This window comes from Candidatus Arthromitus sp. SFB-rat-Yit, from assembly GCF_000283555.1.
GTDB lineage: Bacteria > Bacillota > Clostridia > Clostridiales > Clostridiaceae > Dwaynesavagella.
In genome coordinates, this window is the sequence record NC_016012.1 from 315,739 (window position 1) to 341,068 (window position 25,330).

Genomic DNA, 25,330 nt, shown 5'->3' on the forward strand with positions numbered 1-25,330 from the left:
AGTTTGAGTAATGGTAAAATTATTAAAGTTGCTGGACCATTAGTTGTTGCGGAGGGTTTAGATGATGTTAAGGTTTATGATGTTGTAAAGGTTGGTAAAAAGAAACTAATAGGTGAAGTTATAGAGATTAGATATAATAACGTTTCTATACAGGTATATGAAGAAACATCTGGAATAGGTCCTGGAGATGAAGTTATATCAACTGGTGAACCACTTAGTGTTGAATTGGGACCGGGATTATTAGAGTCAATGTTTGATGGAATACAAAGACCATTGGAAGAATATGCAAATGTATCTGATTCAAGTTTTTTAGAGAGAGGTATAGAGTTATTCTCTTTAAATAGAGAAAAGATATGGGATTTTAAGCAGAGTGTTAATGTTGGTGATAAAGTTTCTACAGGAGATATAATAGGTACTGTACAGGAAACATCAGTGATATTACATAAAATAATGGTACCTTATGATGTAACAGGAGTAATTAAAGAAATAAGAACAGGTAAATTCAATATTATGGAAACCATATGTGTAATAAGTACAGATAGTGGTGACAGAGAAATAAAAATGTTACAAAAATGGCCTGTAAGGAAAGGAAGACCTTACATTAAAAAACTAAAACCTGAAGAACCGTTAATAACTGGTCAGAGGATAATAGATACGTTTTTTCCTGTTAGTAAAGGTGGTAGTGCATCAGTTCCTGGTCCATTTGGTGCAGGTAAAACTGTAGTTCAACATCAAATTGCTAAATGGGGAGATTCTGATATAGTTGTATATGTAGGATGCGGTGAAAGAGGAAATGAAATGACTGATGTTTTAATGGAATTTCCTGAACTTATAGATCCTAAGACAAATCAGAGTATTATGAAACGCACTGTTTTAATTGCAAATACATCTAATATGCCAGTTGCTGCTCGAGAAGCATGTATTTATACAGGAATAACAATAGCAGAATATTTTAGAGATATGGGATATTCTGTTTCAATTATGGCTGATTCGACCTCAAGATGGGCGGAAGCTTTAAGAGAAATGTCAGGTAGACTTGAAGAAATGCCAGGAGATGAGGGATATCCTGCATATTTAGGATCTAGATTGGCTGAGTTTTATGAGAGAGCTGGTAAAGTAGTATGTTTTGGTAGGGACGAAAGAATTGGTGCTATTACGGCTATTGGAGCAGTATCACCTCCGGGAGGAGACTTATCTGAGCCAGTTACACAAGCAACTTTAAGAATTGTTAAAGTTTTTTGGGGATTAGATGCTCAATTAGCTTATAAAAGGCATTTTCCAGCTATAAATTGGTTGAATTCATACTCTTTATACGCAGATACTGTAGGAGAATCAATTGGGAAAAATAATATTTATAGTAATTGGAATACTATGAGATCACAAGCTATGGAATTATTACAGGAAGAATCACAATTAGATGAAATAGTTAGGTTGGTCGGTATTGATGCTTTATCTGATAAAGATAGATTAAAATTAGAGTCTGCTAAATCTATTAGGGAGGATTATTTGCAGCAGAATGGTTTCCATGAAATTGATACGTTTTCATCAATTGGAAAACAATATAAAATGTTATCAGCAATATTAAAATTTAGGTTTCAGGCAGAAATAGCTTTAGATTCAGGAGTTTATTTAGAAAAAATATTAGAATTACCTATAAGAGATAGAATATCAAGATTAAAATATATACCAGAAAAAGATATAAATAAAATTGATGATGTAATTAGAGATTTAGAAATAGAGATGAAAAATTTAATTGAAAAGGAGGGACTAGTTGGTGATTAAAGAGTATAGCACTATTAGAGAAGTTGTAGGACCACTTATGATGGTAGATGGAGTATCTGGAGTAAAATATGATGAATTGGTGGATATACAACTTGGTAATGGTGAAAAAAGAAGAGGTAAGGTATTAGAAGTTAATGGATCAAAAGCTATGGTTCAGATTTTTGAAGGTTCTAGTGGGATATCTCCTTATACGGCTAAGTGTAAATTTTTAGCAAAACCACTGCAATTGGGCGTATCTGAAGATATGTTAGGTAGGATTTTTGATGGTATGGGTAAGCCGAAAGATAATGGTGCTGACATAATTCCTGAATTTAAGAGAGATATAAATGGAATAGCTATAAACCCTGTTGCTAGAGACTATCCATCGGAATTTATACAAACTGGTATATCAGCAATAGATCATTTAAATACTTTAGTTAGAGGTCAGAAATTACCAGTATTCTCTGCTTCAGGATTGCCACATTCTCAATTGGCTGCACAAATTGCTAGGCAAGCAAAAGTTCTAAATTCAGATTCTAAGTTTGCTATTGTTTTTGCAGCTATGGGTATAACATTTGAGGAAGCACAGTTTTTTATAGATGATTTTACAGAAACTGGATCTATAGATAAATCTGTATTATTTATGAATTTAGCTAATGATCCTGCTATAGAAAGAATAGCTACTCCTAAAATGGCATTAACATGTGCAGAATATCTAGCTTATGATAAAGGAATGCATGTACTTGTTATAATGACCGATATGACTAATTATGCAGAGGCTCTTAGGGAAGTATCTGCAGCTAGAAAAGAGGTCCCTGGAAGAAGAGGATATCCTGGATATTTGTATACTGATTTATCTAATATATATGAAAGAGCTGGTAGATTAAAGGGGAAGTTAGGATCGATAACTCAGATACCTATTCTTACTATGCCGGAAGAGGATAAAACCCATCCAATTCCTGATTTGACTGGGTATATAACCGAGGGACAGATAATTTTGTCTAAGGAATTATATAAAAAGGGTATATTTCCTCCTATAGATGTATTACCTTCTTTATCTAGACTTAAAGATAAGGGAATTGGTAAAGGTAAAACAAGAGAGGATCATGCAGATACTATGAATCAATTATTTTCTGCATATTCTCAAGGTAAGCAAGCTAAGGAATTATCTGCTATACTCGGAGAATCGGCATTATCAGAAGTTGATTTAAAATACGCTAAATTTGCGGAGGTATTTGAAGGTAGATATTTAAATCAAGGATTTGATGCAAATAGATCTATAGAAGAAACTTTGAAATTAGGTTGGGAATTATTGAGAATTATTCCAAAATCAGAGCTTAAAAGAATTAGAGATGAGTATTTAGATAAATACTTAGAAAAAGATCAAACTTAAGGATGATTTTGATATGAGTAGATTAAATGTTAATCCTACGAGAATGGAGTTAACGAAATTAAAAAAGAGATTATCTGTAGCTGTTAGAGGATATAAACTTTTAAAAGATAAACAAGATGAATTAATAAGAAAATTTATAATACTTGTAAAATATAATAGTGATCTTAGAAAAAAGGTTGAAAATAAATTATCTGATTCTTTTAAGTATTTTGTAATATCTCGTGGAATTTTAGGAAATGAATTTTTAGATGAAGCCATAGTATATTCATCTAATAAAGTTGAATTAGATATTGTTGTTAAAAATATAATGAGTGTTAATGTTCCAGTTTTAAAGTTTGATAATGTTTTTAATCATTTGGATTCTATTCGATATGGATTATTTAATACTAATTCTGAACTCGATAGATCTATTATAAATTTGAGATTTGTATTTTCTGAATTACTTGAGTTAGCAGAGGTAGAGAAATCAACTCAGCTTTTAGCAAATGAAATAGAAAAAACTAGACGTAGAGTAAATGCATTAGAATATAAGACTATACCAGATTTGAAAGAAACAATAAAGTACATTAGAATGAAGTTAGATGAGAATGAAAGAGGAGCACTAATAAGGTTGATGAAGGTTAAGGATATAATTAATGATAGATAACAGTAAGAGACCACTTATAAGTGGTCTCTTACTGTTATTATAAATTTTTTATGTATAGATTATTTTGAGGTTATGATAAAGATTTAGAATGGTTAATAAATTAAAATTTAATAATAGATTGATTCTTATTTTATTATGGATAATTTTTATAATTATACTACCTATTTATTTTGCTAATTTTGTGTCTAAAAATATATTTTTTATAACTGTAACTTCTAATTCTATGTATCCAACAGTTAATGAAGGTGATTGGTTGATAGTTTACAAAAATTATAGAAATATTAATCGAAATGATATGATTGTATTTTATTCAAATGAATTAAATAAAAATATTATTAAAAGAGTTGTAGCTATACCTGGGGATACTATAACTATAGATGGAAGTTTAAATCTTTTTGTTAATGGAGAAAAAGCCATTGATTCTAAATATATTGTTAATAGTAATTATCAGAGGTATGAACAATTTGTTGTTCCAGACAAATCATATTTTGTAATAGGAGATAATTTAGGAAATTCATTTGATTCTAGATTTTGGGATAATAAGTTTATATATAGTGATTTAATATTAGGACGTGTAGTTAGTTTATTTTACCCTATTAAGAGATTCAAATTATTTGGATAGATTGATTATTTGATAAAAGTTACATATGTATTTTATTTTTAATTAACTATAATATAAATTTTTCATATTATATATAAATTAATAAAAGAATTAGGGGTTATATTATGACTTATGCTTTGATATTGGCAGGAGGAAAAGGATTGCGATTATATCCGCTCTCAAGGGAAAATAGACCAAAACAGTTCTTAAATATAATAGGGAATAAAAGTTTATTATATAATACCCTTTCTAGAGTTTCTAAAATAATTAATAATGATAGAATATATATTATTACTAATAAGGATTTTAAAAAAAATATTATTTCGGAATCTTCAGATTTTATAGATGAATCTAATATAATTATAGAACCTTACAATAGAGAAACTGCTGTATGCATTGCTTTAGCTGCAGTAAATTTGTTAAAAAAAGATAAAGATGCTAATATTTTAATATTTCCTTCAGACCACTATATAGAAGAATGTGAAAAATTTTATAAAGTTATGAATTATGCTATTGATGCATCTGATAAAAAAAGAGCTATTATTATGATAGGAATTAAACCTAATATACCTAATACTGGATATGGATATATAAAAATTGGAGATAGAGTGACTTCTAAATATGATTTTAACATTCATGGAGTGGAAAATTTTATAGAAAAACCGAATTTAGAAATAGCAAAAAAGTTTATATTATCAGGTAATTATTTATGGAATAGTGGTATTTTTTGTTTTAGAGCTGATATATATTTAGGAGAGCTTGAAAAATATTTGCCTAATATATATAGTTCGATGATGGAAATATATAAAACTGATACAAAAGAAAATCAGGATACTGTTATAGATAATATTTATTCTGGATTAGAAGGTATTTCTATAGATTTTGGTATTATGCAAAAAACTAGGAAGGCATATGTTATTGAAGGATTATTTGAGTGGTATGATATAGGAAGTTTTACATCTTTTAAGAAATTTTTATCTCAATATGATACTAATTTCACTGTAGGTAATATTTTATGTGAAGAAAGTAAAAATTGTATTATTTTTGGCAATGATAATTTAACGATTACTTTTGGAGTTAAGGATCTAATCATTGTTAATACTGATGATGTTACTTTGATTTTAGATAAGAATAGAGAACAAGAAGTGAAATATATTTCAAATATTTTAAGGAATGCAAGGAATTTTGATAAATTTATATAATAATATTTATAAGAGGTAAATGAATTTGAAAAAAGAAAGGGTAGTGTTAAAAACAGCATTTAAAGATGATAAAGAAAAAACGACAATAGATATTGGAAAATTAAAGAGTTTAGCTGTAAATGAAGTAAAGATTAATTCTAGATATTTTGCATGTGTAAATGTTAATACTGATAACTTATATAGAGGTTTAATTTTAAATAATCCTATAATTGATGTTATTATCAATGACAGTTATATTCAAATAAGTGGACTTGTAGTAGGTAAAACTTATGAAAATATGATTCTAACATTAGAATATATAAATGGTAATAAAATGTATTTATTAGAAACTTTTACTTTAAGTAGTTCTGATAAATTATCTGAATATATATGTAAAAATTATAAATTAGCATTTAAAAAAGATATTGATGAGGAGGAATTTAATGATTGGTATTTTAAGATACAAAAGGATAACGGTGAAATAAAGGGGTTTATATCTAAAATATTAGATAATACTACTGCTTTAAATTTAGATGAATTTATAAATTTGATATATGGGTTAATTTTTGGCAAGGATATAGATAGTGAATCATTTAATAATTATTGGAAAGATTTCTATGAACGTGAGATTAGAGATGGTAAATCTGAAAGAAGTATTAAATTAAGCATCATGGATAAAATTTTTTATTCCAAACTCATGTAAAAATATATTTGCTATATAAAACTTATTGGAGGAAAGAAATGGATAACGTAATAAACCCATCAATTTTATCAGCAAATTTTATTAATTTAGAAAAAGATTTATATCAATTAAAAGAAAGTGGAATAAATAAGATACATGTTGATATTATGGATGGTCATTTTGTACCTAATATAGCTTTTGGTATTGATCAAATAAAACAATTAAAAGAATTTACAGATTTTTATTTAGATTGTCATATTATGGCTAGTAATCCTGAAGTTATAGTAGAAAAATTAATAGATATTTCTGTTGGATGTATAACGCTACATGAAGAATCAAGTAATCATGTTTATAAATTTATACAGGAAATAAAAAAAATAATATTGATTGTGGTGTAGCTTTAAATCCAGGCACATCTATTTATAATATTATAGATTTATTAGATATAGTTGATAAAATATTGATAATGACAGTTAATCCTGGATTTGGAGGACAAAAATTTATAGAACATATGATTAGAAAGATAACATTATTAAATGATATGATAAATGAATATAATATTAAAGATAAAATTATACAAGTAGATGGTGGAATTAAAGCCTCTAATATCGATATAATATACGATTTAGGAGTTAGGGATATAGTTGTAGGTTCAGATATTTTTAATGATAAACCAATTTATGATAATCTAAATAGATTAAAAAATAAGATAAGTCGACTTATTTAGGTTGACTTATCTTATTTTTGTATATAAAGTTTTAAAAATGAAATAATCTATATTAAAATAGGAGGTAAGTATATTTTTGACTAAATATTTTTTTGTTATAGTAATGGTTTTTTTAATTAATAAGTTATTAGTTTTTATTAGATCATATCTTGAAAATAGATTTAAAAATAACTTAAAAACAAGATCTATAATTAGTAGGAGGGATTTAATAAATTATGGGGTAGATTATTACTTATTGTTATGTAAATATATAGTATCCAAAATGAAAAACGTAGATGATATCATTATTGAAGATATTACCGGTAGGGAAGTTGTAGATATAAAGTTTAATCAAAATGGCAAAAAAGTATACTGCTCGTGCATATTGAAAGATGTATTAGAAAATGGAGATATTAATTTAGCTACATATGATGAAGTATTGGAATTAATAAATTATATGATTAGGGATAATGTAAATAAAGGTATAATATTTGTTAATTCTAATCTTATGGACGATGCAATTAGATTTGTAAATAATATAAATTTAAATTCTAATAAGTATATAATAGATATAATAAATGGATATGATATAATTAAATTTGCACGCAAACGAAATGAAGAATATACTGAGGGGAGCGTATATGCTTAATTTTTATGGAGTTTTAATATTTATATGTGTATTAATTATGTTACCAATTTTACTTAATATATTTGATAACTTACTTAATATATTTAAAATATTAAATAATAAAGTATTTATATTAAATAAGGTTTTAGAATTTAATGATTTAGAGTTCTCCGACTTTGCGTTGGATTTTTTAACTCGAGCATATAATTATAAATTTGAAATTAAAAATAATGATATATATTTATATGATGATATTTGTAAATGGTTGTTGTATTATGATAATAGAAATTCAAATATATTAAATTTACATGATATTAGAAATATAATTGCTATTTTTGAGAGTAAAGGATGTAAAAATATATTTATTTTTACGACAAGCATTATAAGCGATAGTATTAGAAGTTATTTAGATAGTATGAATGATTATAAGTTTAAGATTATTCATGGAGAAGATTTTAAATTAGATTATAATCAGTTAGTTAGTAAATTTTATTGTTAGAATATTTGTACTTATTTTATTTTTAAATAGTGTAAAATTAGTTGGTCGTATTTATGATGAATAAATTTAGAAATTGATATTTACTATTAGAGGAGGTTATATAATGATTTCTAGCAAAATATCTAAGGTAGTAATAAAAAGATTACCTAAGTATTTGAGAGTTTTAGAGGGTTTTTTGATAAGGGAGATTGAGAGGGTATCATCTAAAGAACTTGCAATTAAATTGGGTTCTACAGCATCTCAAGTTAGGCAAGATTTTAATTGTTTTGGAGATTTTGGACAACATGGATATGGATATAAAGTAAAGGAATTATATTTAAAAATTAAGGAAATATTGGGTTTAAATAAAAAGTATAGTTGTATTGTCGTAGGTGCTGGTAATATAGGACAAGCTATTATGAATTATTCTAAATTTTTTACTATGGGTTTTAATATAGAAGCTATATTTGATATAAATCCTAAGATTATTGGATTATCTTTTAGAGAAGTTGAGGTATTGGATGTAGAATTATTGATTGACTATGTAAAAAATAATAAAATTGATCTAGCTATATTATGTATACCTGAGCTTCAAGTAGAATCTATATATACAATATTAAAAGATAGAGTGACTGGGATTTGGAATTTTGCAACGGTTGATTTACTATCTACTGAAAAAACATTTGTTGAAAATGTAAATTTAAATGATAGTTTATTTACGTTGACATACTTTATAAATAATGGAGTTTAAATATAAATAATGGAGTTTAAAAATTATAGTTGTATAGATAATAGAGTAATTGTAGAGAAAATAGAAAACTTTGTATTAAAACATATATTTGAAAATGGTCAGTGTTTCAGATGGGAACGTACTGATACAGGTACATATATTGTTGTTGCAAAAGAAAGAGTTATAGAATTAGAAATGGATAATTTTAATTTAATTATACATAATTCAAATTTAGAAGATTTTGAAAATATTTGGATAGATTATTTTGATTTTGAAAGAAATTATTCGAAGTTAAAGAAAAATTTAAAGCAGGATAAATACTTATATGAAGCTATTAATTTTGGATATGGTCTTAGAATATTGAATCAAGATCCATTTGAAATGATTTTATCTTTTATAATTTCATCTAATAATAGGATACCTATGATAAAAAAGGCTATATCAAATATTAGTGAAAGATATGGTGATTCTATTTCATATAAAGGTAAAATATATTATAAATTTCCAAGTTTAGATAAATTGTCTACTGTGACTCAAGAGGAATTAAGAGAATGTGGTGTTGGATTTAGAGATAAATACTTGTATAATACTATCAAATTACTCAGTGAAGAGAATGATATTGAATATATTATGAATTTAGGTGATGATTTATGTCATAAAGAATTACAAAAATTTAATGGTGTTGGAGTCAAAGTAGCTGATTGTATAATGTTGTTTTCTATGAAAAAATATTCAGCATTTCCAGTTGATGTTTGGGTAAAAAGGGCTATGATGAAATTTTATGTAGCACCAGATACTTCATTAAAGGGTATACGTGATTTTGGAAGAAATTTATTTAAAGATTTAAGTGGGCTTGCCCAGCAATATTTATTTTATTATGTAAGAGAAAATAATATAAAAATTTAAATAATATTGCTTGTTTTAAAACTTTTTTAGATAATAAAACTGTCATTATTTATGTAAGATGATTAAATTGAGAGGTATATAAAAATGAGTAAAAGTAAAATATTATCTTTAGGGTTGGCTAGTTCCTTATTTATGTTTGGTATGAATTTAAATGCTAATGCTGTTGGTAATAGTGGAATTGTATTTGAATTAAAGGATAATAAATTGGATGAAATTGAAGGATATAGTAAAATAGATATATTAGGAAGTGAATATGATTTAGTTGATGTAAATAGTGCAGTTATACAAGCTATTGCTAAGATGTTTGATATAATAAATGAGAATAGTATACCTAGTGATAAAATTGATGAATATAAGAAAGAAATTAAGTATTTATTAGATGATTATAATAAGGATCCTAAAAAATATGAAACGTTTCCAATGACGTTAGAAATTGGTCCTGCTACTTTTTTGAGAGATGAAATAATTATTGTACAAAATAAAATTAAAGATTTAAGAATAGAACAAGATAATATAAAGATAAGTGATAATGATCAAAGTTATATAGATCAAAAAATTAATGAATTGCAAAGAATTATAGATAGTTTATCTAATTGGATAAATTATTCTGTAGTTAATTTTAAATCATCAGAATATAAGCAGACGTTTACTGAGGATTTATTTAAAACAAATGAAACTGATGTTCGACAGTTAATTAGTATAATTTGTACTGATAGAGAATATAAAGATGTTTATTCTATTAGGGTAAATTCTGATGGTAGTTTTAGTGTAGATGGAAAAGAAATTTCAGATTTGAGTGATATTATTAAAAATGGACTGGAATATGAAAATTTGAAGATAAGAAATCTTAATAAAGAAATAGAGATGGTTAAATCATCTAAAATATCTACCATTGATCAAGATAATATAATAAATGAATTAAATAAACAAATTGAAAATGTTAAAGCGTATTCTTTAGGGCAAGAGATTATATTATTAAATCTAGAGATAGATTCAATTAAGAGTTCGAAATTAAGTATAGAAGCTATTAATGCGAGAGTAGAAGAATTAATTAGTAATATTAAGGTAAAATTAGAAAGTTTGAAAAATCATAATATCAATCCTGAATATGTGATTAAAGATTTTGAGATTGGAAAAGCACCTGTGTATTTTGGTTATGTTTTAGAAGGTGAAAATGGTTTCTCTATAAAATTAAGTTTAGATTCTAATTCTAAAATATTTGTTGAAAATGTAATTGGTGATGGATATGAATTTACAGATGATCAAAGAAATATGTTAAGAAATATATTAATTCAAAAAATCGATGATAGTACAAAAAAAATTAGTGAATTTAAAAATAAGAAATTAGAAATTTTAGAAGGTTTAAATGAGAATAAGTATTATTTGGTTAATTCTATAGAAAAGGATATTGCTGTATTAGAAAATGATATTTCAAATTATAAAATAATGATTGCTCAAATTTAAATAAGACTCTTTTAGAGTCTTATTTTTTTACATAAAATTAAATTTATAAAGACAAAATACATATATAAATAATGTTTTTAAGAGGTATTTTTATGGAATTGAGTATAGATGTTTTGAATAGTAAGCTTAATTTCCTTTATATTCTTGTAGATGGTATAAGTAAACATATTAATGTTAATTTTGATTTCTTTACGTTTGTTATAAACAATAATTTGACGTGTACTGATATTGTATTGATTACGAAAGCTTTAACAATTATGAATTATAGAAGGGCTGGATTATTAGATAAAAATATTAGAGAATTTAATGGAGATGATAGGCTTAGTGGAATTTTGGTAAATAAAGATCCTAGTTTTAGTGAATTTGATAAATTTTTGTTAAGTATAAATTTAAATGTAAATGCTAAGGAGCTTTTGAGTAGTTTAATTAATCAAAAAATTGGAAGTAATATATGTGAATTTTTACTAGAAGATGGAGAATAAAATTGATATAATACACTTGTCTAAATATTTTTTAGGCAAGTTTTTTGTGTTTTAAGGGGGATATAAAATGGGAGTTTTTAGTACGTTAATGGGTAATGCTTCTAGTTCCGATCCAAATAAATTAAAAGATAAATTGTTAGATATATTATTTGAAGATGAGGAAGTAGTATTTGCATTTTCGTATGTAAGGGATATAATTTTATTTACTAGTTATAGAATAATGTTTACGGATAAACAGGGAGTTAGTGGAAAGAAAGAAAGTATTGAATCTATACCATATAGGAGTGTAGTAAGATTTTCTATTGAAACTAAGGGTGTATTTGATTTAGATTCTGAATTTAAAATTTGGATTAGTGGTAAAGATTCTCCAATAGAGAGTAAGCTTTCTGGAGATAAAAATATATTAGAGCTCCAACGATTTTTAGGAGAAAAAGTTTGCAAAAAATAGTTTTTAAGGATAAAAATATGAGTTATTATAGTAAAGATGAAAAGTTTTATATGGATTTTAAGGATGAAGATGGTAATAAATTAACTTTTGAAATTATTGCAGAGATATTTTTAGATGAGAAAAAGTATTTAATACTTGGAGATGATATTCAAGATAGTGAAGATTCTTATGTTGTGCGCGAAGATTTTTCTGATCAAGGTGTTGAGTATAATTTTATTGATAATGAGGAAGAATTTAATCGTGTAAAAAAAGAATATAAGAAGATTATATATGGTTAATATTAATTTTCTGCAGTAAACGCTAGGTTTTTATACTTAACCTACATTTCTTAATCGGGATTTCCAATATTAATATTGATGTCAAGCTTCCAGAATTTTTAAGCGAAGTAGGCAGATAGATATGATGAGGATTGCCCACCTGTTTGGAACAGGTCTTAAGTTTATGAACCAACGTCTCTGCGGATATAAAAAACACCTAATTTATTAGGTGTTTTTTTGTTTTTTATATATTATAAATGAGTATAAAGCTGTTACTATACTTGTTAAAATTAATGAAGTTATTAGTATATAATATGAGAGAGGATTAAATACGATTGTCATAATTATAGTTAATATTCCTGAAATAACAAATAGTAAACCAGCTAATCTATGTGTTTTTTTCCAGTTTTTTTCATCGTTTAATGTCCAAGGTAATCTTATTCCCATTGTGTAATTTTGTCTACATTTTGGAAGATAGTTTCCAATTAATATAAATATAATTGATACAAATATTGGGGCAATTAATGATATATTTAGTCTAATTCCAAGACTAATTAATATAGACGTTGGGATAAATATTAATGACATAATTGGTAATAAAAAACATATTAAATTTTTTATAATTTTATTATGGTTTTTTTTGTTTGGATCATTGTTAATGCCTATGTTTGTTATTAAGTTTAAAATACATAAGATTAGATGAAGGATTATACATACAAATAGTTTGCTTCCATAGGAATCTATACTGCCATTTATATTAAAATGGATTGGAATTTTATCGGGGAGTTTATTGTATATAAACATACAGAATATCATAGGTAATAAACATAATATTGATGATAAAATTAGTGATTTATTTATTTTTTTATTCATTTTTTACCTCCAAATTCTGAGAACCATAATATTACTTCTTCAAATACTGAAGTATTAATTTCATAAAATATAAAGTTTTTATATTTAGATTCAAATATAAGTCCTGATTTTTTTAGTATTGAGAGATGATATGATATTGTTGCTCCAGTTAAATCAAATTTTTCAATGATTTCTCCTACAGATAGTTTATCTTTTTTAAGTAAAGTTAGTATTTCCCGTCTAATAGGATCGGATAGGGCCTTAAATGTTTCCTTTAAACTCATAAATTCCTCCAACTATTTAGAAATTTATCTAAATATAGTATATGATTATATTCGTCAGTTAGTCAATAACTATTTAGATAATTATAAAAATAACTATAGTTAATTGAAGAAAGAAATTAAATTATATATACTTTAAATAAGATTTGTGAATTGAATTTTATTTTGGAAGGAATTATTTTAAATATGAAACAAATGATAGATAGAATAAATTATTTATATAAAAAATCTAAGGAATTTGGATTAAGTGATGAAGAAAGAATTGAGCAAGAAAAACTTAGGAAAGAATATGTAAAAATAATTAGGGGAAATTTTGAAAATCAACTTAAAAATTATAAAAAAAAGGGTGAAGAGTAAATGTATGTAACTATTAATGATTTAATTAAAACATTTAAATTTGAGGTTATTGTTGGGGGAGATTTTTCCGTACAAATTAAAACAACTCAATTAAATAGGCCAGGACTTCAACTTACAGGATATTATTCATATTTTTCAAATGATCGTATTCAGTTAATTGGAATGACTGAATGGTCATATATGAATTCTTTAGATGAGGAGAGCAGGGATAAAAAATTTAAGGAATATTTGGAGAAACATACCCCGTGCATAATAGTAACACGTGGACTTGAAATTTTTGAATCATTAGAAAAGTATGCAAAGATTTATGGAAGGACAATTTTAAGGACTAATGAGGATACAACTGGAATTATAAGCAGGCTTAAAAGATATTTAGATGAGAAACTTGCGGCAGAAACTCGTGTTCATGGGGTTTTGGTTGATATTTATGGGATTGGTATTTTGATTACGGGAGATAGCGGTATTGGTAAGAGTGAAACTGCTTTGGAACTTATAAAAAGAGGTCATAGGATGATTTCTGATGATGCTGTTGATTTTCGGGAGATTGATAGGGAGATAATAGGGTATTGTCCTAGTATAACTTTTGGAATGCTTGAAGTTCGTGGGGTTGGGATAATAGATATCACAGCTCTATATGGGTTATCTTCTGTTCTTGAAAGTAAGAAGCTTGATTTAATAATAGAACTTGAGCATTGGAAAGATGATGATTCTTATGATAGACTTGGCATTGATAATTTATATAAAGAAATTTTAGGTGTTAAGGTAAAACTCGTACGTATACCAATACGTCCTGGAAGGAATGTATCTGTTCTTGTTGAAGCTGCTGCTGCAAGTCATAGATATAAATTGACTGGTAGACTACCTGCAATAGATGTTATAGGCGAGAGAATGAAAAAAATTAGTCAAAACTAGATTACGCATTTAATTTATTTAATAAGAGATACTAACTTATATAAATTATTTAAGTTGGTGATTTATTTTGATCGTATATAATATTTCAAAGCTTTTTAAAGAAGAAGAAGAGTATGATCTTAATAAGTATTTATATTGGTTTATTTTAAGTGAGAATGAAATCTCATCAATACCTTTTGAACTTGATATGGAGTGTATATTTGATTCAAATTCAGCTAGGGGTTTTTCTCAAATTAATTTTTATAATGAATATACATTTATTGCTCTGGATGTGTTAGAATTTAACAATGATATATTGAGTTTTGAGGATCTTAATATATTTTTCGGTAAAAATTATATTATAACAGTACATAAAAGTAAATTAGATGTTATAGATGAATTAATTCTTGATTTAAGGGAAAATAAGAATTGTTTTGTTGTTAAAAATAATCCTAAAATATCAACACTTTTATATATGATAATAGACAGGGTAATACTTAAGAATTATTCAACAATAAGTTCTATAAGTTCGAAGTGTGATAAAATTGAGATAAGTATATTAAAAGAAGATTCTCGGAGGAATTTTGAGGAATTGGTTCGTCTTAGAGGTCAAGTATATAGAGTTAAGAAATATTTATACCCTCTTAGATATATTGGTGATTCTTTAATATTAAATGAGAATGGTATTATAGATGGAAATGATATTATACTATTTGAGAGAATAAATGAAAAATTTCAAAAGCTTATGGGAGCAATTGAAAGTTTGAATCAACAATTATCACTTGTTAGAGAGGCGTATGAATCTGAGCTTTCAAATAAGACAAATCAACTTATGAAGGTTTTTACACTTGTTGCATCTATTTTTCTTCCTCTTGATTTACTTACAAGTTTTTTTGGGATGAGTTTTGAGATTATGCCACTTAGGCATTCTTGTTATTCTATACATATAGTTATTTTTGTAATGATTATAATTGTATGTTTACTTATAATTTTGTTTAAAAAGAAAGATTGGTTATAAAAATTTTTAAATATTAAGGGGTGTATTATGACAGATAAAATTTCATCTAAGATTACATGGGAAAATTATAGTGGTGAAAACTTATTGGAACTTGAGGAATTATGTAATGGATATAAGAGTTTTATAAGTTCAAATAAAACAGAGAGAGAATGTGTTAATTATTTTATTAATGAGTGTATTAAACATAATTTTAAGGATTTAAGAGAGGTAATAGAAAGAGGAGAAAAACTTAAAAAAGGAGATAGGGTTTATTATTCAAAAATGGATAAAACTCTTATTTTAGCTATAATTGGTGAGGAAAATTTAGAAAATGGTTTTAATATAATAGGTTCTCATATTGATGCTCCTAGAGTTGATATAAAACAATCTCCGGTATATGAAGTGGATGGATTATGTTATTTTGATACTCATTATTATGGAGGTATTAAAAAGTATCATTGGGTTGCACGTCCTATGTGTTTAAAAGGTGTAGTAATAAAGAGTAATGGAGATAAGGTTACTATAGATATAGGTGATGGGGAAAATGATCCATATATTGGATTTTCTGACCTGTTACCGCATCTCTGGAAAGATCAAGCAATGAAAAAAGGTGTTGATGTTATTGAAGGAGAGCAGTTGAATTTGCTTGTAGGTTCTAAGCCTTCAAATTCAGAAAAAAATAAGGTTAAGAATGCCATATTATCAATATTAAATGAAAAATATGGTATATATGAAGAGGATTTAATTTCTTCAGAATTAGAGGCTGTACCAGCTGGACCTGCTAAAGATTATGGTTTAGATAGAAGTATGATAATTGGATATGGTCAAGATGATAGAGTTTGTGCATTTACTTCATTTATGGCCATGCTTAGAATAAATGAAATGCCAAAAAGAACAAGTGTATGTATACTAGTTGATAAGGAAGAAATTGGTAGTACTGGTGCAACTGGAATGGATTCAAAATTATTTGAAAATTTTTCAGCTGAAATTTTAAATTGTTGTTTAGATAATTATTCGGATTTAATTTTGAGGAGAGCTTTAGATAGATCATATATGTTGTCTGCTGATGTTACATGTGCATATGATGCAAACTTCCCAAATGAAACTCCTAAGCAGAGTACTGCATTTTTTGGAAAAGGAGTTGCAATATCTAAGTATACAGGTTCAAGAGGGAAAAGTGGATGTAACGATGCGAATCCTGAGTTTTTAGGGAAATTAAGAAATATATTTAATAAGGAAGGGGTTTATTATCAAGTAGGTGAACTTGGTAAAGTTGATCAAGGAGGAGGCGGAACAATAGCATATTTCTTATCTAGATATGGTATGGAAGTTGTGGATATTGGAGTTCCACTACAAAATATGCATGCTCCTTTTGAAGTCGCATCAAAAGCTGATATTTATGAAGCATATAGAGCGTATAGAACATTTTATAGAGATTTGGTATAAATTTTTAGAGGGTAATTTTAGGAATTACCCTCTATTTTTATATTTTATTACAAATTTGTAATAATTATTAAATTCTTGAAAACTATTAAAAAATATGCTAAAATGTTAATAATAATAAAACATATTTAAATTCATATTAATAAATTGAATAGATTTAGGAGGGGTGTAGTTGGCTAGCAATAAAAAATCTAAAAATCTAAGAAAAGGAATTGCAACTACTACAGCTGTAGCAAGCGCTGTTTTACAGGCAGGGGTAGTTGCAGGTGCTACTGTTTCGTCTGGCAATCAAGCTAATCAGAATCAATTGACTCAAGATCAAAACAACCAGAATCAAACAAATCAAAATCAAGTAAGTCAAGACCAAGTAGTTAATAATCAATTGACTCAAAATCAAGTTAATAAAACAGATTCTAATTATCCTGAAGTACCTTATTTTTATTATTGGACTACTGGGGATAGAGTTTATATAAATTGGGATTATGGTCATATAGCCAATAGACCTAGTAAAATCGAGGCTGTAATAGATAAGGATAGTAATTTTTTAAATCCAGGATACATAGAGGTTAAACCTAAAGGAGCAGAATTTACACCTAATATTCAAGGTGATTTTTATTTAAGAGTAAGATTTTTTGACTCAAAAGGAAGTGTGACTCATGAGAGTATTAGAAAAGTTTCTAGAAATTCAACTGAAACAAGAGATATAAGAGGTTTAAAATATGAGTTCGTAGGAGCGGGTGTAAAATTAAGTTGGGCAAATTTTGTTGATGGTATTAAATCTGTAAGAATATCTGTTGATGGAAAAGCTTATAAGGATTTAACAGCATCAGATGTAAGCTCGAACTCATATATTGTTGAAAATGTTAAAGATGGGTCAGAAATAAAGATCACTATTATAAACGGGAATGGGCTTGAGTATAACGGATCTGTTATTGTAAAAGAAGGTGCAATTCAACAATCTTCAGTTATGAAATTGGGATTAAGCAGTGATTTAGTAGGTATAAATGTAGATTTATCTAATTCTAACTTTAAGAGCGGAAATGAGTTTTTAGTTGATGTAGTCGAAAAAAATGGGAATACACCTGTAGTTTCTCAGTATTCGGTTGTTTTAAGTGAAGATAGTGGTTCATTTAATATATATCCAGATACTGGAAAAACTTTATTTAGTGGTGAATATTCTGTTAAAATAAAAGACGTTAAGACAGGAAATGTTTATACATACGATTATACTCATAGATTACATAATCTTTCTAATTTTGTATATTCATCTAATAATGGAGAAGTAGTAGCCTCTTGGAATAAGTTAGAACCTATGGTATATAGTGATATTGTTTGGAGTACATCAGAAGATTTTTCAAACTACAATACTGTAGAAGTTTTGGAAGGTAGAAGTGGGGTTAAGTTTAATACGGATGTAAAAACTGGTAATATTTATTTGTTACTTACAACCTATGACAAGGATAAAAGAGTACTTTCTCAAAATTATGGTGTTTTAGATATGTCACAGGTAAGATCTCAAATTAATAATTTTAAAGCATATTATAAAACTAATAATACTGTAGAGTTTACTTGGGATAAGGTAAATGCAAATATACAAAAGGCTATGATAATGGTTAATGATAATGCATTTGTTTTATCTGGAGCAGAGATAGGGATTCTAAATAGTACAAATACGTTAACAGTAGGAGGATTTGAGAAGGGTAATAAATATGATGTTACTTTGTATTTAATAGATGAAGAAGGAAAATCATATTCAGCATCTACTTCTTCTATAAGTGAATCTTCAGACTCTCAATCATCTAATGTAATTTTAGTTGCCCCAAATGGAATTAGTGGTAAGTATATATTAAATCCAGGAGTATTGTCTTTATTATTAGATCAAAATATTTATGATATTTCACAAAATTCTGCAATTTCTATAACAATAGATGGAAAAGATATATCAAGTTTAATGCCAGTATTTGTTAAAGAAACAAATGCAATCAATATAAGAGGATTAGTTCCAGGAAAGACTTATAATAATATTGTTATCGAGTATATGGATAGTAAAGGAGAAACCAAATCTATAAAGATAGATTCTCTTTTAATTAGTAAGGGAGGAAATCTAGATTCATTCCTTATCAATGCGTATAATAGAGCTTTAAGTCGTGAAACTCAAAATATTGATGAAGAAGGATATAACTATTGGAAGAACGGACTTTTAAGTAAAAATATAAGCTTGAGTTATTTTATAAAGAATTTAGGATATGTACCTGAATTTATGGACTTAGTGAAATCACCTCAAGAATTAGTTACAAGACTCTATAATGTATTAGTTTTGAGAGATCCAGAACCTCAAGGTCTTCAATTCTGGGTAAATGTATATAATGAGTTAATTGCAAATGGAGTTTCTCATACGGAATCAGTTACGAAGATACTCAGTGATATGACAACAAGCAATGAATTTGCAGATCTTGCTGCAAGGATTGGTGTAAATCCGTAAAAAATTAACTTGTTGAATGAAATGGAATATTAATTTATTATAAAGATAGAGAGTAATTCTCTATCTTTGTTTTTTTAGAATTTTTTAGGAGTGTGATGTATGAAAAAAATATTAGCATCAGATTTAGATGGTACACTTGTGTTTGGAAGTAAAATTTATAATTTTGATAAAGAAAGTATATTAAAAATGAAAAAACATGGTTATTTATTTGGTATTTCAACAGGGAGACCTTATAATGGAGTTAAATTTATTTGTGATAATTATAATATAGAGCCAGATTTTTATGTTTTATTGAATGGGGCATTAGTTATTAATAAGGGAAACTCAGTACTAAAGCATGAAGGTATACCTTATAAAATAGTGAAAGAGATTTACTCTAAATATAAAAATTATAATTTTATTGGGATTGATAATGGATATGAGAGTATAACATTGAAGGGAGATAATACTTATTATTGGGATTTTGTGAGACATGGGACAATTGATGAATTAGAGGATAATAAAAATTCTTTAATATCGATAAATTTTTCGAACATATCTGTTGAGGAAATTGATGAAATATGTAACAATGTAAATAGTGAGTTTGGGGATGAGATCATAGCATTTAGAAATTTAAATTTTATAGATATTGTACCTAAGGGATGCTCTAAAGGAAATGGAGTTAAGTTGATTTTAGAAGAACTTGGGATGAATAAAGATAATTTATATGTTATTGGAGATTCTTACAATGATATTAGTATGTTTAATGAAACAAACAATTCATTTACATTTAATAGAGTTGAGAAGAATTTAAAAAGTTATGCAAATTTTTTAGTTGATTCAGTTAGTGAATGTATAGAACAGTATATTTTATAATTGTTATAAAAAGTAAAATTTATTATGTTAATGTAAATATAATTTAAATATAAAAATTACATTTACCGAAAAAAATATTATTAGGATATTTATTGTGTATTTTGGGAATAAAAATATTATAAATATTTTAATTAATTTTTAAAAACAGTTTCACATTTTATTTTTAAAAATTTTGGATAAGTGTTGCTTGGAGAAAACGTTTTCTAGTATAATGTATGTAACGTTATGTAAAAATTAAGGGGGAATTAACTTGGTAGGAATTATTCTTGCTAGTCATGGTAAATTCGCTGATGGTATTTTACAATCTGGATCAATGATTTTCGGAGATCAAGAAAATGTAGAATCTGTTATATTATTACCAAACGAAGGACCTGATGATATAAAGCTAAAGATGGAAAATGCTATTAGTAGAATGGATAATAAAGATGAAATATTATTTTTAGTCGATATGTGGGGAGGAACGCCATTTAATCAAGCAAATAAATTAGTTAGTGAAAATAAAGGTAAGTGGGCTATAGTTACAGGTTTAAACTTACCTATGTTAATTGAAGCATATGCTTCTCGATTATCGATGGAAACTGCTTATGATATTGCAAAACATATATTATCTGAATCAAAGGAAGGAATAAAAATTCTTCCAGAAGAGTTAGAAGAGAAAATTGGAAAGAAACAATCTATCAATAAGATGGTAAATGTAAATTTAGATACTGGTAAGAGGATAGAGTATGTTTTAGCTAGGATAGATACTAGGTTATTACATGGACAAGTTGCTACATCTTGGACTAAATCAGTTAATCCAAACAGAATTATAGTTGTATCTGATAATGTTTCTAAAGATGATTTAAGAAAAAAAATGATTGAACAAGCTGCTCCTCCAGGAGTTAAAGCTCATGTTGTTCCAATTGATAAAATGGTTCAAGTTGATAAAGATACCAGATTTGGAAATACCCGAGCTATGCTTCTATTTGAAAGTGCAATTGATGCATTAAAAGCAGTTGAAAGTGGAGTTAATATAAAAGAGATTAACTTAGGTTCAATTGCACATTCAATAGGTAAGGTAGTTGTAAATAGAGCAATAGCTATGGGAAAAGACGATATTGAGGCAATCGAAAAACTAATTTCTCTTGGTATAAAATTTAATGTAAAGAAGGTACCTAGTGATTCTAGTGAAAATATAAATAATCTTTTAAAGAAAGCAAAATCAGAATTATCAAATAATTAGAGGAGGAATGATTAATGTCTGCCATTACTATAGTTTTAATTATTATAATAGCATTACTTGCTGGTATGGAGGGTATTCTTGATGAATTTCAGTTTCATCAACCACTAGTAGTTTGTACATTAATAGGTTTAGTAAGTGGTCATTTGACAGAAGGTATTATCTTGGGAGGATCGCTTCAAATGATAGCACTTGGATGGGCAAATATTGGAGCCGCAGTAGCACCAGATGCTGCACTTGCATCAGTTGCATCATCTATACTAATGGTTTTAGGTCTTCAAAATAGAGCAGTAGATACTCAAACTGTAATCTCAACATCTATTGCTGTTGCTATACCATTATCAGTTGCAGGATTATTCCTTACAATGCTTTGCAGAACGATAACAATCCCAATAGTTCACTTTATGGATAAAGCTGCCGAAAAAGGTAAAATAAGGGTAATAGAGGCTTGGCAAATTGTGAGTATATTTTTACAAGGTATACGTATAGCAATACCTGCAGCAGCACTTTGTATTATACCAGCATCAGTTGTAACAGATGCCTTGAGTGCGATGCCAAGTTGGTTATCAACAGGTATGGCAATTGGTGGAGGAATGGTAGCAGCAGTTGGTTATGCTATGGTAATTAATATGATGTCAACTAAAGAAACTTGGGCATTCTTTATATTAGGATTTGTTCTTGCAGCAATAGGACAATTAACATTAATTGCTTTAGGTGCTATCGGACTTGCATTAGCAATTATATATTTAACGCTAAAAGAGAATTCAGGAAATGGTAGAGGTGGAACTGGTTCAGGTGATCCACTTGGAGATATTTTAAATGATTATTAAAATTTTAATGGAGGATATAAGTAATGCAAGAGAAAATTAAATTATCGAAAAAAGATCGTATAAGTGTTGCTTGGCGTCACCAGTTTCTTCAGGGTTCTTGGAACTATGAGCGTATGCAAAATGGAGGATGGTGTTATTCTATAATTCCTGCCATAAAGAAACTTTATAAAACTGATGAGGAGAGAGCAGCCGCATTAAAAAGACATTTAGAATTCTATAATACACATCCGTATGTATCTGCACCAGTTATGGGTGTAACTCTTGCTCTGGAAGAGGAGAGAGCAAATGGAGCGGATGTTAATGATCAGTCTATACAAGGTGTTAAAATCGGTATGATGGGACCACTTGCAGGCGTTGGTGATCCAATATTCTGGTTTACTTTACGTCCTATACTTGGAGCTTTGGGAGCATCACTAGCATTAAGTGGGAATATTGTAGGTCCATTAATATTCTTCTTTGTTTGGAATATTATTCGTATGGGATTTTTGTGGTATACTCAAGAGTTTGGATATAAGGTTGGAAACTCGATAGCAAAAGATTTATCAGGAGGACTTTTAAGAAATATTACTCAAGGTGCATCTATATTGGGTATGTTTATTATTGGTGCTCTCGTACAAAGATGGGTTAGTATTTCGTTTACACCAGTAGTATCTAGAGTTACGCAGCAAGAAGGTGCGTATATTGACTGGAGTAAAATACAATCTGGTGCTGAAGGTATAAAGAGTGCATTAGAACAGTATAGTTCTTTGGGTGTAAATGGATTAAATATTGAGAAAGTTACAACTTTACAACAAAACTTGGATCAATTAATACCAGGTCTTGCAGCATTATTGCTAACTCTCTTATGTTGCTTTTTACTTAAAAAGAAAGTTTCTCCTATAGTAATAATAGTTGCTTTATTTGTAGTGGGTATAGTTGCACATTTACTTAACATTATGTAGTAATGTAGTGCAATTTATTTAGGAGAGTATATATGATTACATCATTAAACACAAAAGTAGATTTAACAATAAAAGGGGTATCTTACATTAACGTTCCTAGTTATGGGAATATTATGATTGGGAATAAATCGTTTGAATTTTATAATGAAAGGAACGTTAAGGATAATATACAGATTCCTTGGGGAGAGATAAGTCACATAGTTGCGTCTGTAAAATTTAATGGTAAATGGATACCGAGATTTATCATTGTAACTCGTAAAAATGGTATGTTTACTTTTTCATCAAGGAACAATAGGTTGCTTTTGAGAGAAATCAGTAAGTATGTTGACAAAGATCATATGTTTAGATCTCTTGGATTTTTCAAATCTGTGATTAGTGGTTTTAAAAAAGTATTTAAAAAGAAATAGGAACTGTGTATTAACACAGTTCCTATTTTAATTATGGGTATATTTAATTAAATGATCTATAATATTAAATAAATTAACCCTGGTATGTAAATTGGATATATTTATTAAATCTGGTTCATACGATCCATCCCATGGATAAATGATAATATATTTATCATTCAATATGTCTATAATAAAAGTGCTTTTTTCATTTGAATATACTGTGAGTCTATACTCTGGATTTTCTATGTTTATATCAGATGTTGAGTAATCTAAAAAGTAATCAGTTTTTAATGAGTTTAGGAATAAATTAATATTTTCCATATATTCTTTGGGAACTGTTTTATTTTTGCCAAGTTTAGAGTAGAAGATTGAAATTGTTAAATCATCAGAATTATTTATGGTTTTGATTAAGATATTAGTATAGTAATTTTTTGATGGTTTTATAATTTTTAAAGGAGATTTTAGAGTAGTTATAAAATTTGAGTTACAGCTTAGGGTGAATAGAGGAAACAATAAACATATTAATAAAAATTTAAAATATTTAATCATAATTTTACCTCTAATATTTTTAATTATATTAAGTATTTCTTTTATTCTAAAGTTATGTTTCAAAAAAAATATTATGATAAAAATATATAAATTATTGAAAAATAATAATTATTGTGATATAATCAGTTGTGTTATTTAGTATGCCGCTGTGGCGGAACTGGCAGACGCATACGACTCAAAATCGTACGGGAAACCATATGGGTTCGAGTCCCATCAGCGGTACCATAGTTAAAAGAGAAGACTACTTTGATAGGGTCTTCTCTTTTTTTATGTAATTATCTATTTTTGTAAATATATTGTTTGTTAACATGTCCTCCAGTAAATTAGCCATTTCTAACGAAGTCATTTCTGATTGATTTCTGATCCATCTACTTATAACTGAAATTATTGCAGATAAATAAAAATCCAGTATATATTCAGCTCTAATATTATTTTTAGGAAGATTAAATGTATCCATGCATGAATTAAATAGTTCCTTTTTTAATCGATCTTTAAAATGAGCACTATTTTGGTTGCTGAGGAGAACTTTTATATATGATTCCCAATTTTCGTAAATATTTAAAAATGTATTTATAAATTGCTTGCTAGGGTTTTCTTTTTTTATATCTATTATAATGTTTTGTTTAACATAGCGTATGCTCGAGTTTTCTATGTGATCTAAAACATCGTAGATGTCGCTGAAGTAATTATAAAATGTAGTTCTGTTATATCCAGCAGTATCTGTTAATTCACGTATTGAAATTTTCTCTATTGGTTTTTTCATATAGAGTTTACAAAAAGAAATTATAAATGAATTTTTTGTTTCGTTAGTTACATCCTGTTGTTTTTTCATATTATATTCCTCCTTAAGTTTTAAACAAAATGGACATGATTGTCCATTG

The 25,330-nt window shown here is 27.2% G+C and carries 28 protein-coding genes, 1 tRNA gene and 1 pseudogene; 26 read left to right on the forward strand and 4 right to left on the reverse strand.

The genetic code is table 11. The features are described from left to right. Positions 1-3 precede the first annotated feature (3 nt). The 15 genes and pseudogenes from RATSFB_RS01420 (at position 4) to RATSFB_RS01490 (ending at position 12,384) form a co-directional block, all read left to right on the forward strand. Positions 4-1,782, forward strand: coding sequence for a V-type ATP synthase subunit A (locus RATSFB_RS01420; RefSeq protein ID WP_014094278.1), 1,779 nt, complete (start codon positions 4-6; stop codon positions 1,780-1,782). Continuing rightward, a complete protein-coding gene (locus tag RATSFB_RS01425) occupies positions 1,775-3,154 on the forward strand; it encodes a V-type ATP synthase subunit B (RefSeq protein WP_044035484.1) in 1,380 nt (459 codons plus the stop codon). The genes RATSFB_RS01420 and RATSFB_RS01425 overlap by 8 nt, the downstream gene beginning before the upstream one ends. 13 nt (positions 3,155-3,167) lie before the next feature. After that, positions 3,168-3,800 (forward strand): V-type ATP synthase subunit D, encoded by a 633-nt coding sequence (locus RATSFB_RS01430; protein WP_014094280.1) that lies wholly within the window; start codon positions 3,168-3,170, stop codon positions 3,798-3,800. Between the two features lie 88 nt (positions 3,801-3,888). Then, on the forward strand, positions 3,889-4,422 hold the full coding sequence (gene lepB, locus RATSFB_RS01435) for a signal peptidase I (RefSeq protein WP_014094281.1): 534 nt from the start codon (positions 3,889-3,891) through the stop codon (positions 4,420-4,422). Between the two features lie 104 nt (positions 4,423-4,526). Continuing rightward, entirely contained in the window at positions 4,527-5,603 is a 1,077-nt protein-coding gene (locus RATSFB_RS01440) for a mannose-1-phosphate guanylyltransferase (protein ID WP_014094282.1), read from the forward strand. 19 nt (positions 5,604-5,622) lie between these two features. Next, a complete protein-coding gene (locus tag RATSFB_RS01445; protein ID WP_014094283.1) occupies positions 5,623-6,285 on the forward strand; it encodes a hypothetical protein in 663 nt (220 codons plus the stop codon). 38 nt (positions 6,286-6,323) lie between these two features. Beyond that, a pseudogene (gene rpe, locus RATSFB_RS01450) lies at positions 6,324-6,991 on the forward strand (ribulose-phosphate 3-epimerase). A gap of 76 nt (positions 6,992-7,067) precedes the next feature. Then, positions 7,068-7,619: a hypothetical protein gene (locus RATSFB_RS01455; RefSeq protein ID WP_044035485.1), complete on the forward strand. Its 552-nt coding sequence runs from the start codon at positions 7,068-7,070 to the stop codon at positions 7,617-7,619. Next, positions 7,612-8,097: a hypothetical protein gene (locus RATSFB_RS01460; RefSeq protein ID WP_014094285.1), complete on the forward strand. Its 486-nt coding sequence runs from the start codon at positions 7,612-7,614 to the stop codon at positions 8,095-8,097. The genes RATSFB_RS01455 and RATSFB_RS01460 overlap by 8 nt, the downstream gene beginning before the upstream one ends. A gap of 103 nt (positions 8,098-8,200) precedes the next feature. Next, positions 8,201-8,827 (forward strand): redox-sensing transcriptional repressor Rex, encoded by a 627-nt coding sequence (locus RATSFB_RS01465; RefSeq protein ID WP_014094286.1) that lies wholly within the window; start codon positions 8,201-8,203, stop codon positions 8,825-8,827. Between the two features lie 9 nt (positions 8,828-8,836). Continuing rightward, positions 8,837-9,712: a DNA-3-methyladenine glycosylase family protein gene (locus RATSFB_RS01470; RefSeq protein ID WP_014094287.1), complete on the forward strand. Its 876-nt coding sequence runs from the start codon at positions 8,837-8,839 to the stop codon at positions 9,710-9,712. 84 nt (positions 9,713-9,796) lie between these two features. Beyond that, on the forward strand, positions 9,797-11,176 hold the full coding sequence (locus RATSFB_RS01475; protein ID WP_014094288.1) for a hypothetical protein: 1,380 nt from the start codon (positions 9,797-9,799) through the stop codon (positions 11,174-11,176). Positions 11,177-11,268: 92 nt separating this feature from the next. Next, the gene (locus RATSFB_RS01480; protein WP_014094289.1) at positions 11,269-11,658 is read left to right on the forward strand and encodes a hypothetical protein; all 390 of its coding nucleotides are present in this window, start codon (positions 11,269-11,271) and stop codon (positions 11,656-11,658) included. Positions 11,659-11,725: 67 nt separating this feature from the next. Then, a complete protein-coding gene (locus tag RATSFB_RS01485; RefSeq protein WP_014094290.1) occupies positions 11,726-12,106 on the forward strand; it encodes a PH domain-containing protein in 381 nt (126 codons plus the stop codon). Beyond that, complete coding sequence (locus RATSFB_RS01490; protein ID WP_242821405.1) at positions 12,094-12,384, forward strand: DUF1292 domain-containing protein; 291 nt, start codon at positions 12,094-12,096, stop codon at positions 12,382-12,384. Before RATSFB_RS01485 ends, RATSFB_RS01490 begins: the two co-directional genes overlap by 13 nt. A 204-nt stretch (positions 12,385-12,588) precedes the next feature. Here the strand turns inward: RATSFB_RS01490 and RATSFB_RS01495 are convergent, their stop codons facing one another. Both RATSFB_RS01495 and RATSFB_RS01500 read right to left on the reverse strand, forming a co-directional pair. Then, the gene (locus RATSFB_RS01495) at positions 12,589-13,236 is read right to left on the reverse strand and encodes an SdpI family protein (RefSeq protein ID WP_014094292.1); all 648 of its coding nucleotides are present in this window, start codon (positions 13,234-13,236) and stop codon (positions 12,589-12,591) included. Then, positions 13,233-13,499 carry an autorepressor SdpR family transcription factor gene (locus tag RATSFB_RS01500; protein WP_014094293.1) on the reverse strand — a complete coding sequence of 89 codons (267 nt, stop codon included), beginning with the start codon at positions 13,497-13,499 and terminating at the stop codon, positions 13,233-13,235. The genes RATSFB_RS01495 and RATSFB_RS01500 overlap by 4 nt, the downstream gene beginning before the upstream one ends. A 183-nt stretch (positions 13,500-13,682) precedes the next feature. Between RATSFB_RS01500 and RATSFB_RS07220 the strand changes: the two genes are divergently transcribed. The 10 genes from RATSFB_RS07220 (at position 13,683) to RATSFB_RS01545 (ending at position 23,918) form a co-directional block, all read left to right on the forward strand. Then, a complete protein-coding gene (locus tag RATSFB_RS07220; RefSeq protein ID WP_083832984.1) occupies positions 13,683-13,853 on the forward strand; it encodes a DUF896 domain-containing protein in 171 nt (56 codons plus the stop codon). After that, complete coding sequence (hprK, locus tag RATSFB_RS01505) at positions 13,854-14,765, forward strand: HPr(Ser) kinase/phosphatase (RefSeq protein WP_014094295.1); 912 nt, start codon at positions 13,854-13,856, stop codon at positions 14,763-14,765. A 67-nt stretch (positions 14,766-14,832) separates the two neighbouring features. Continuing rightward, the gene (locus tag RATSFB_RS01510; protein ID WP_014094296.1) at positions 14,833-15,762 is read left to right on the forward strand and encodes a magnesium transporter CorA family protein; all 930 of its coding nucleotides are present in this window, start codon (positions 14,833-14,835) and stop codon (positions 15,760-15,762) included. A 27-nt stretch (positions 15,763-15,789) separates the two neighbouring features. Then, a complete protein-coding gene (locus RATSFB_RS01515) occupies positions 15,790-17,187 on the forward strand; it encodes an aminopeptidase (protein ID WP_014094297.1) in 1,398 nt (465 codons plus the stop codon). A gap of 169 nt (positions 17,188-17,356) precedes the next feature. Then, entirely contained in the window at positions 17,357-19,666 is a 2,310-nt protein-coding gene (locus RATSFB_RS01520) for a DUF4214 domain-containing protein (protein WP_014094298.1), read from the forward strand. 99 nt (positions 19,667-19,765) lie between these two features. Then, positions 19,766-20,521 (forward strand): HAD-IIB family hydrolase, encoded by a 756-nt coding sequence (locus RATSFB_RS01525; protein WP_014094299.1) that lies wholly within the window; start codon positions 19,766-19,768, stop codon positions 20,519-20,521. A gap of 250 nt (positions 20,522-20,771) precedes the next feature. Beyond that, complete coding sequence (locus RATSFB_RS01530; protein WP_014094300.1) at positions 20,772-21,743, forward strand: mannose/fructose/sorbose PTS transporter subunit IIA; 972 nt, start codon at positions 20,772-20,774, stop codon at positions 21,741-21,743. 14 nt (positions 21,744-21,757) lie between these two features. Next, entirely contained in the window at positions 21,758-22,570 is an 813-nt protein-coding gene (locus RATSFB_RS01535) for a PTS mannose/fructose/sorbose transporter subunit IIC (RefSeq protein ID WP_014094301.1), read from the forward strand. Between the two features lie 23 nt (positions 22,571-22,593). Continuing rightward, complete coding sequence (locus RATSFB_RS01540; RefSeq protein WP_014094302.1) at positions 22,594-23,511, forward strand: PTS system mannose/fructose/sorbose family transporter subunit IID; 918 nt, start codon at positions 22,594-22,596, stop codon at positions 23,509-23,511. Between the two features lie 32 nt (positions 23,512-23,543). Next, positions 23,544-23,918, forward strand: coding sequence for a DUF956 family protein (locus RATSFB_RS01545; RefSeq protein WP_014094303.1), 375 nt, complete (start codon positions 23,544-23,546; stop codon positions 23,916-23,918). Between the two features lie 27 nt (positions 23,919-23,945). Here RATSFB_RS01545 and RATSFB_RS01550 read toward each other — a convergent pair whose 3' ends face one another. Next, positions 23,946-24,449, reverse strand: a complete 504-nt coding sequence (locus RATSFB_RS01550) for a DUF4883 family protein (protein ID WP_014094304.1) — start codon at positions 24,447-24,449, stop codon at positions 23,946-23,948. Between the two features lie 142 nt (positions 24,450-24,591). Between RATSFB_RS01550 and RATSFB_RS01555 the strand changes: the two genes are divergently transcribed. Next, positions 24,592-24,674, forward strand: a tRNA-Leu gene (locus RATSFB_RS01555). 16 nt (positions 24,675-24,690) lie between these two features. Here RATSFB_RS01555 and RATSFB_RS01560 read toward each other — a convergent pair. Beyond that, positions 24,691-25,281: a TetR/AcrR family transcriptional regulator gene (locus tag RATSFB_RS01560; protein ID WP_014094305.1), complete on the reverse strand. Its 591-nt coding sequence runs from the start codon at positions 25,279-25,281 to the stop codon at positions 24,691-24,693. Between the last annotated feature and the right edge of the window lie 49 nt (positions 25,282-25,330).

What these genes read in the sequence shown, in the direction of transcription:
- RATSFB_RS01430 (WP_014094280.1), top strand. Translation starts at nt 3,168, where the DNA reads ATGAGTAGATTAAATGTTAATCCTACGAGAATGGAGTTAACGAAATTA.
- lepB (WP_014094281.1), top strand. Translation starts at nt 3,889, where the DNA reads ATGGTTAATAAATTAAAATTTAATAATAGATTGATTCTTATTTTATTA.
- RATSFB_RS01440 (WP_014094282.1), top strand. Translation starts at nt 4,527, where the DNA reads ATGACTTATGCTTTGATATTGGCAGGAGGAAAAGGATTGCGATTATAT.
- RATSFB_RS01445 (WP_014094283.1), top strand. Translation starts at nt 5,623, where the DNA reads ATGAATTTGAAAAAAGAAAGGGTAGTGTTAAAAACAGCATTTAAAGAT.
- RATSFB_RS01460 (WP_014094285.1), top strand. Translation starts at nt 7,612, where the DNA reads ATGCTTAATTTTTATGGAGTTTTAATATTTATATGTGTATTAATTATG.
- RATSFB_RS01465 (WP_014094286.1), top strand. Translation starts at nt 8,201, where the DNA reads ATGATTTCTAGCAAAATATCTAAGGTAGTAATAAAAAGATTACCTAAG.
- RATSFB_RS01470 (WP_014094287.1), top strand. Translation starts at nt 8,837, where the DNA reads ATGGAGTTTAAAAATTATAGTTGTATAGATAATAGAGTAATTGTAGAG.
- RATSFB_RS01475 (WP_014094288.1), top strand. Translation starts at nt 9,797, where the DNA reads ATGAGTAAAAGTAAAATATTATCTTTAGGGTTGGCTAGTTCCTTATTT.
- RATSFB_RS01480 (WP_014094289.1), top strand. Translation starts at nt 11,269, where the DNA reads ATGGAATTGAGTATAGATGTTTTGAATAGTAAGCTTAATTTCCTTTAT.
- RATSFB_RS01485 (WP_014094290.1), top strand. Translation starts at nt 11,726, where the DNA reads ATGGGAGTTTTTAGTACGTTAATGGGTAATGCTTCTAGTTCCGATCCA.
- RATSFB_RS01495 (WP_014094292.1), bottom strand. Translation starts at nt 13,236, where the DNA reads ATGAATAAAAAAATAAATAAATCACTAATTTTATCATCAATATTATGT.
- RATSFB_RS01500 (WP_014094293.1), bottom strand. Translation starts at nt 13,499, where the DNA reads ATGAGTTTAAAGGAAACATTTAAGGCCCTATCCGATCCTATTAGACGG.
- RATSFB_RS07220 (WP_083832984.1), top strand. Translation starts at nt 13,683, where the DNA reads ATGAAACAAATGATAGATAGAATAAATTATTTATATAAAAAATCTAAG.
- hprK (WP_014094295.1), top strand. Translation starts at nt 13,854, where the DNA reads ATGTATGTAACTATTAATGATTTAATTAAAACATTTAAATTTGAGGTT.
- RATSFB_RS01515 (WP_014094297.1), top strand. Translation starts at nt 15,790, where the DNA reads ATGACAGATAAAATTTCATCTAAGATTACATGGGAAAATTATAGTGGT.
- RATSFB_RS01525 (WP_014094299.1), top strand. Translation starts at nt 19,766, where the DNA reads ATGAAAAAAATATTAGCATCAGATTTAGATGGTACACTTGTGTTTGGA.
- RATSFB_RS01535 (WP_014094301.1), top strand. Translation starts at nt 21,758, where the DNA reads ATGTCTGCCATTACTATAGTTTTAATTATTATAATAGCATTACTTGCT.
- RATSFB_RS01540 (WP_014094302.1), top strand. Translation starts at nt 22,594, where the DNA reads ATGCAAGAGAAAATTAAATTATCGAAAAAAGATCGTATAAGTGTTGCT.
- RATSFB_RS01545 (WP_014094303.1), top strand. Translation starts at nt 23,544, where the DNA reads ATGATTACATCATTAAACACAAAAGTAGATTTAACAATAAAAGGGGTA.
- RATSFB_RS01550 (WP_014094304.1), bottom strand. Translation starts at nt 24,449, where the DNA reads ATGATTAAATATTTTAAATTTTTATTAATATGTTTATTGTTTCCTCTA.
- RATSFB_RS01560 (WP_014094305.1), bottom strand. Translation starts at nt 25,281, where the DNA reads ATGAAAAAACAACAGGATGTAACTAACGAAACAAAAAATTCATTTATA.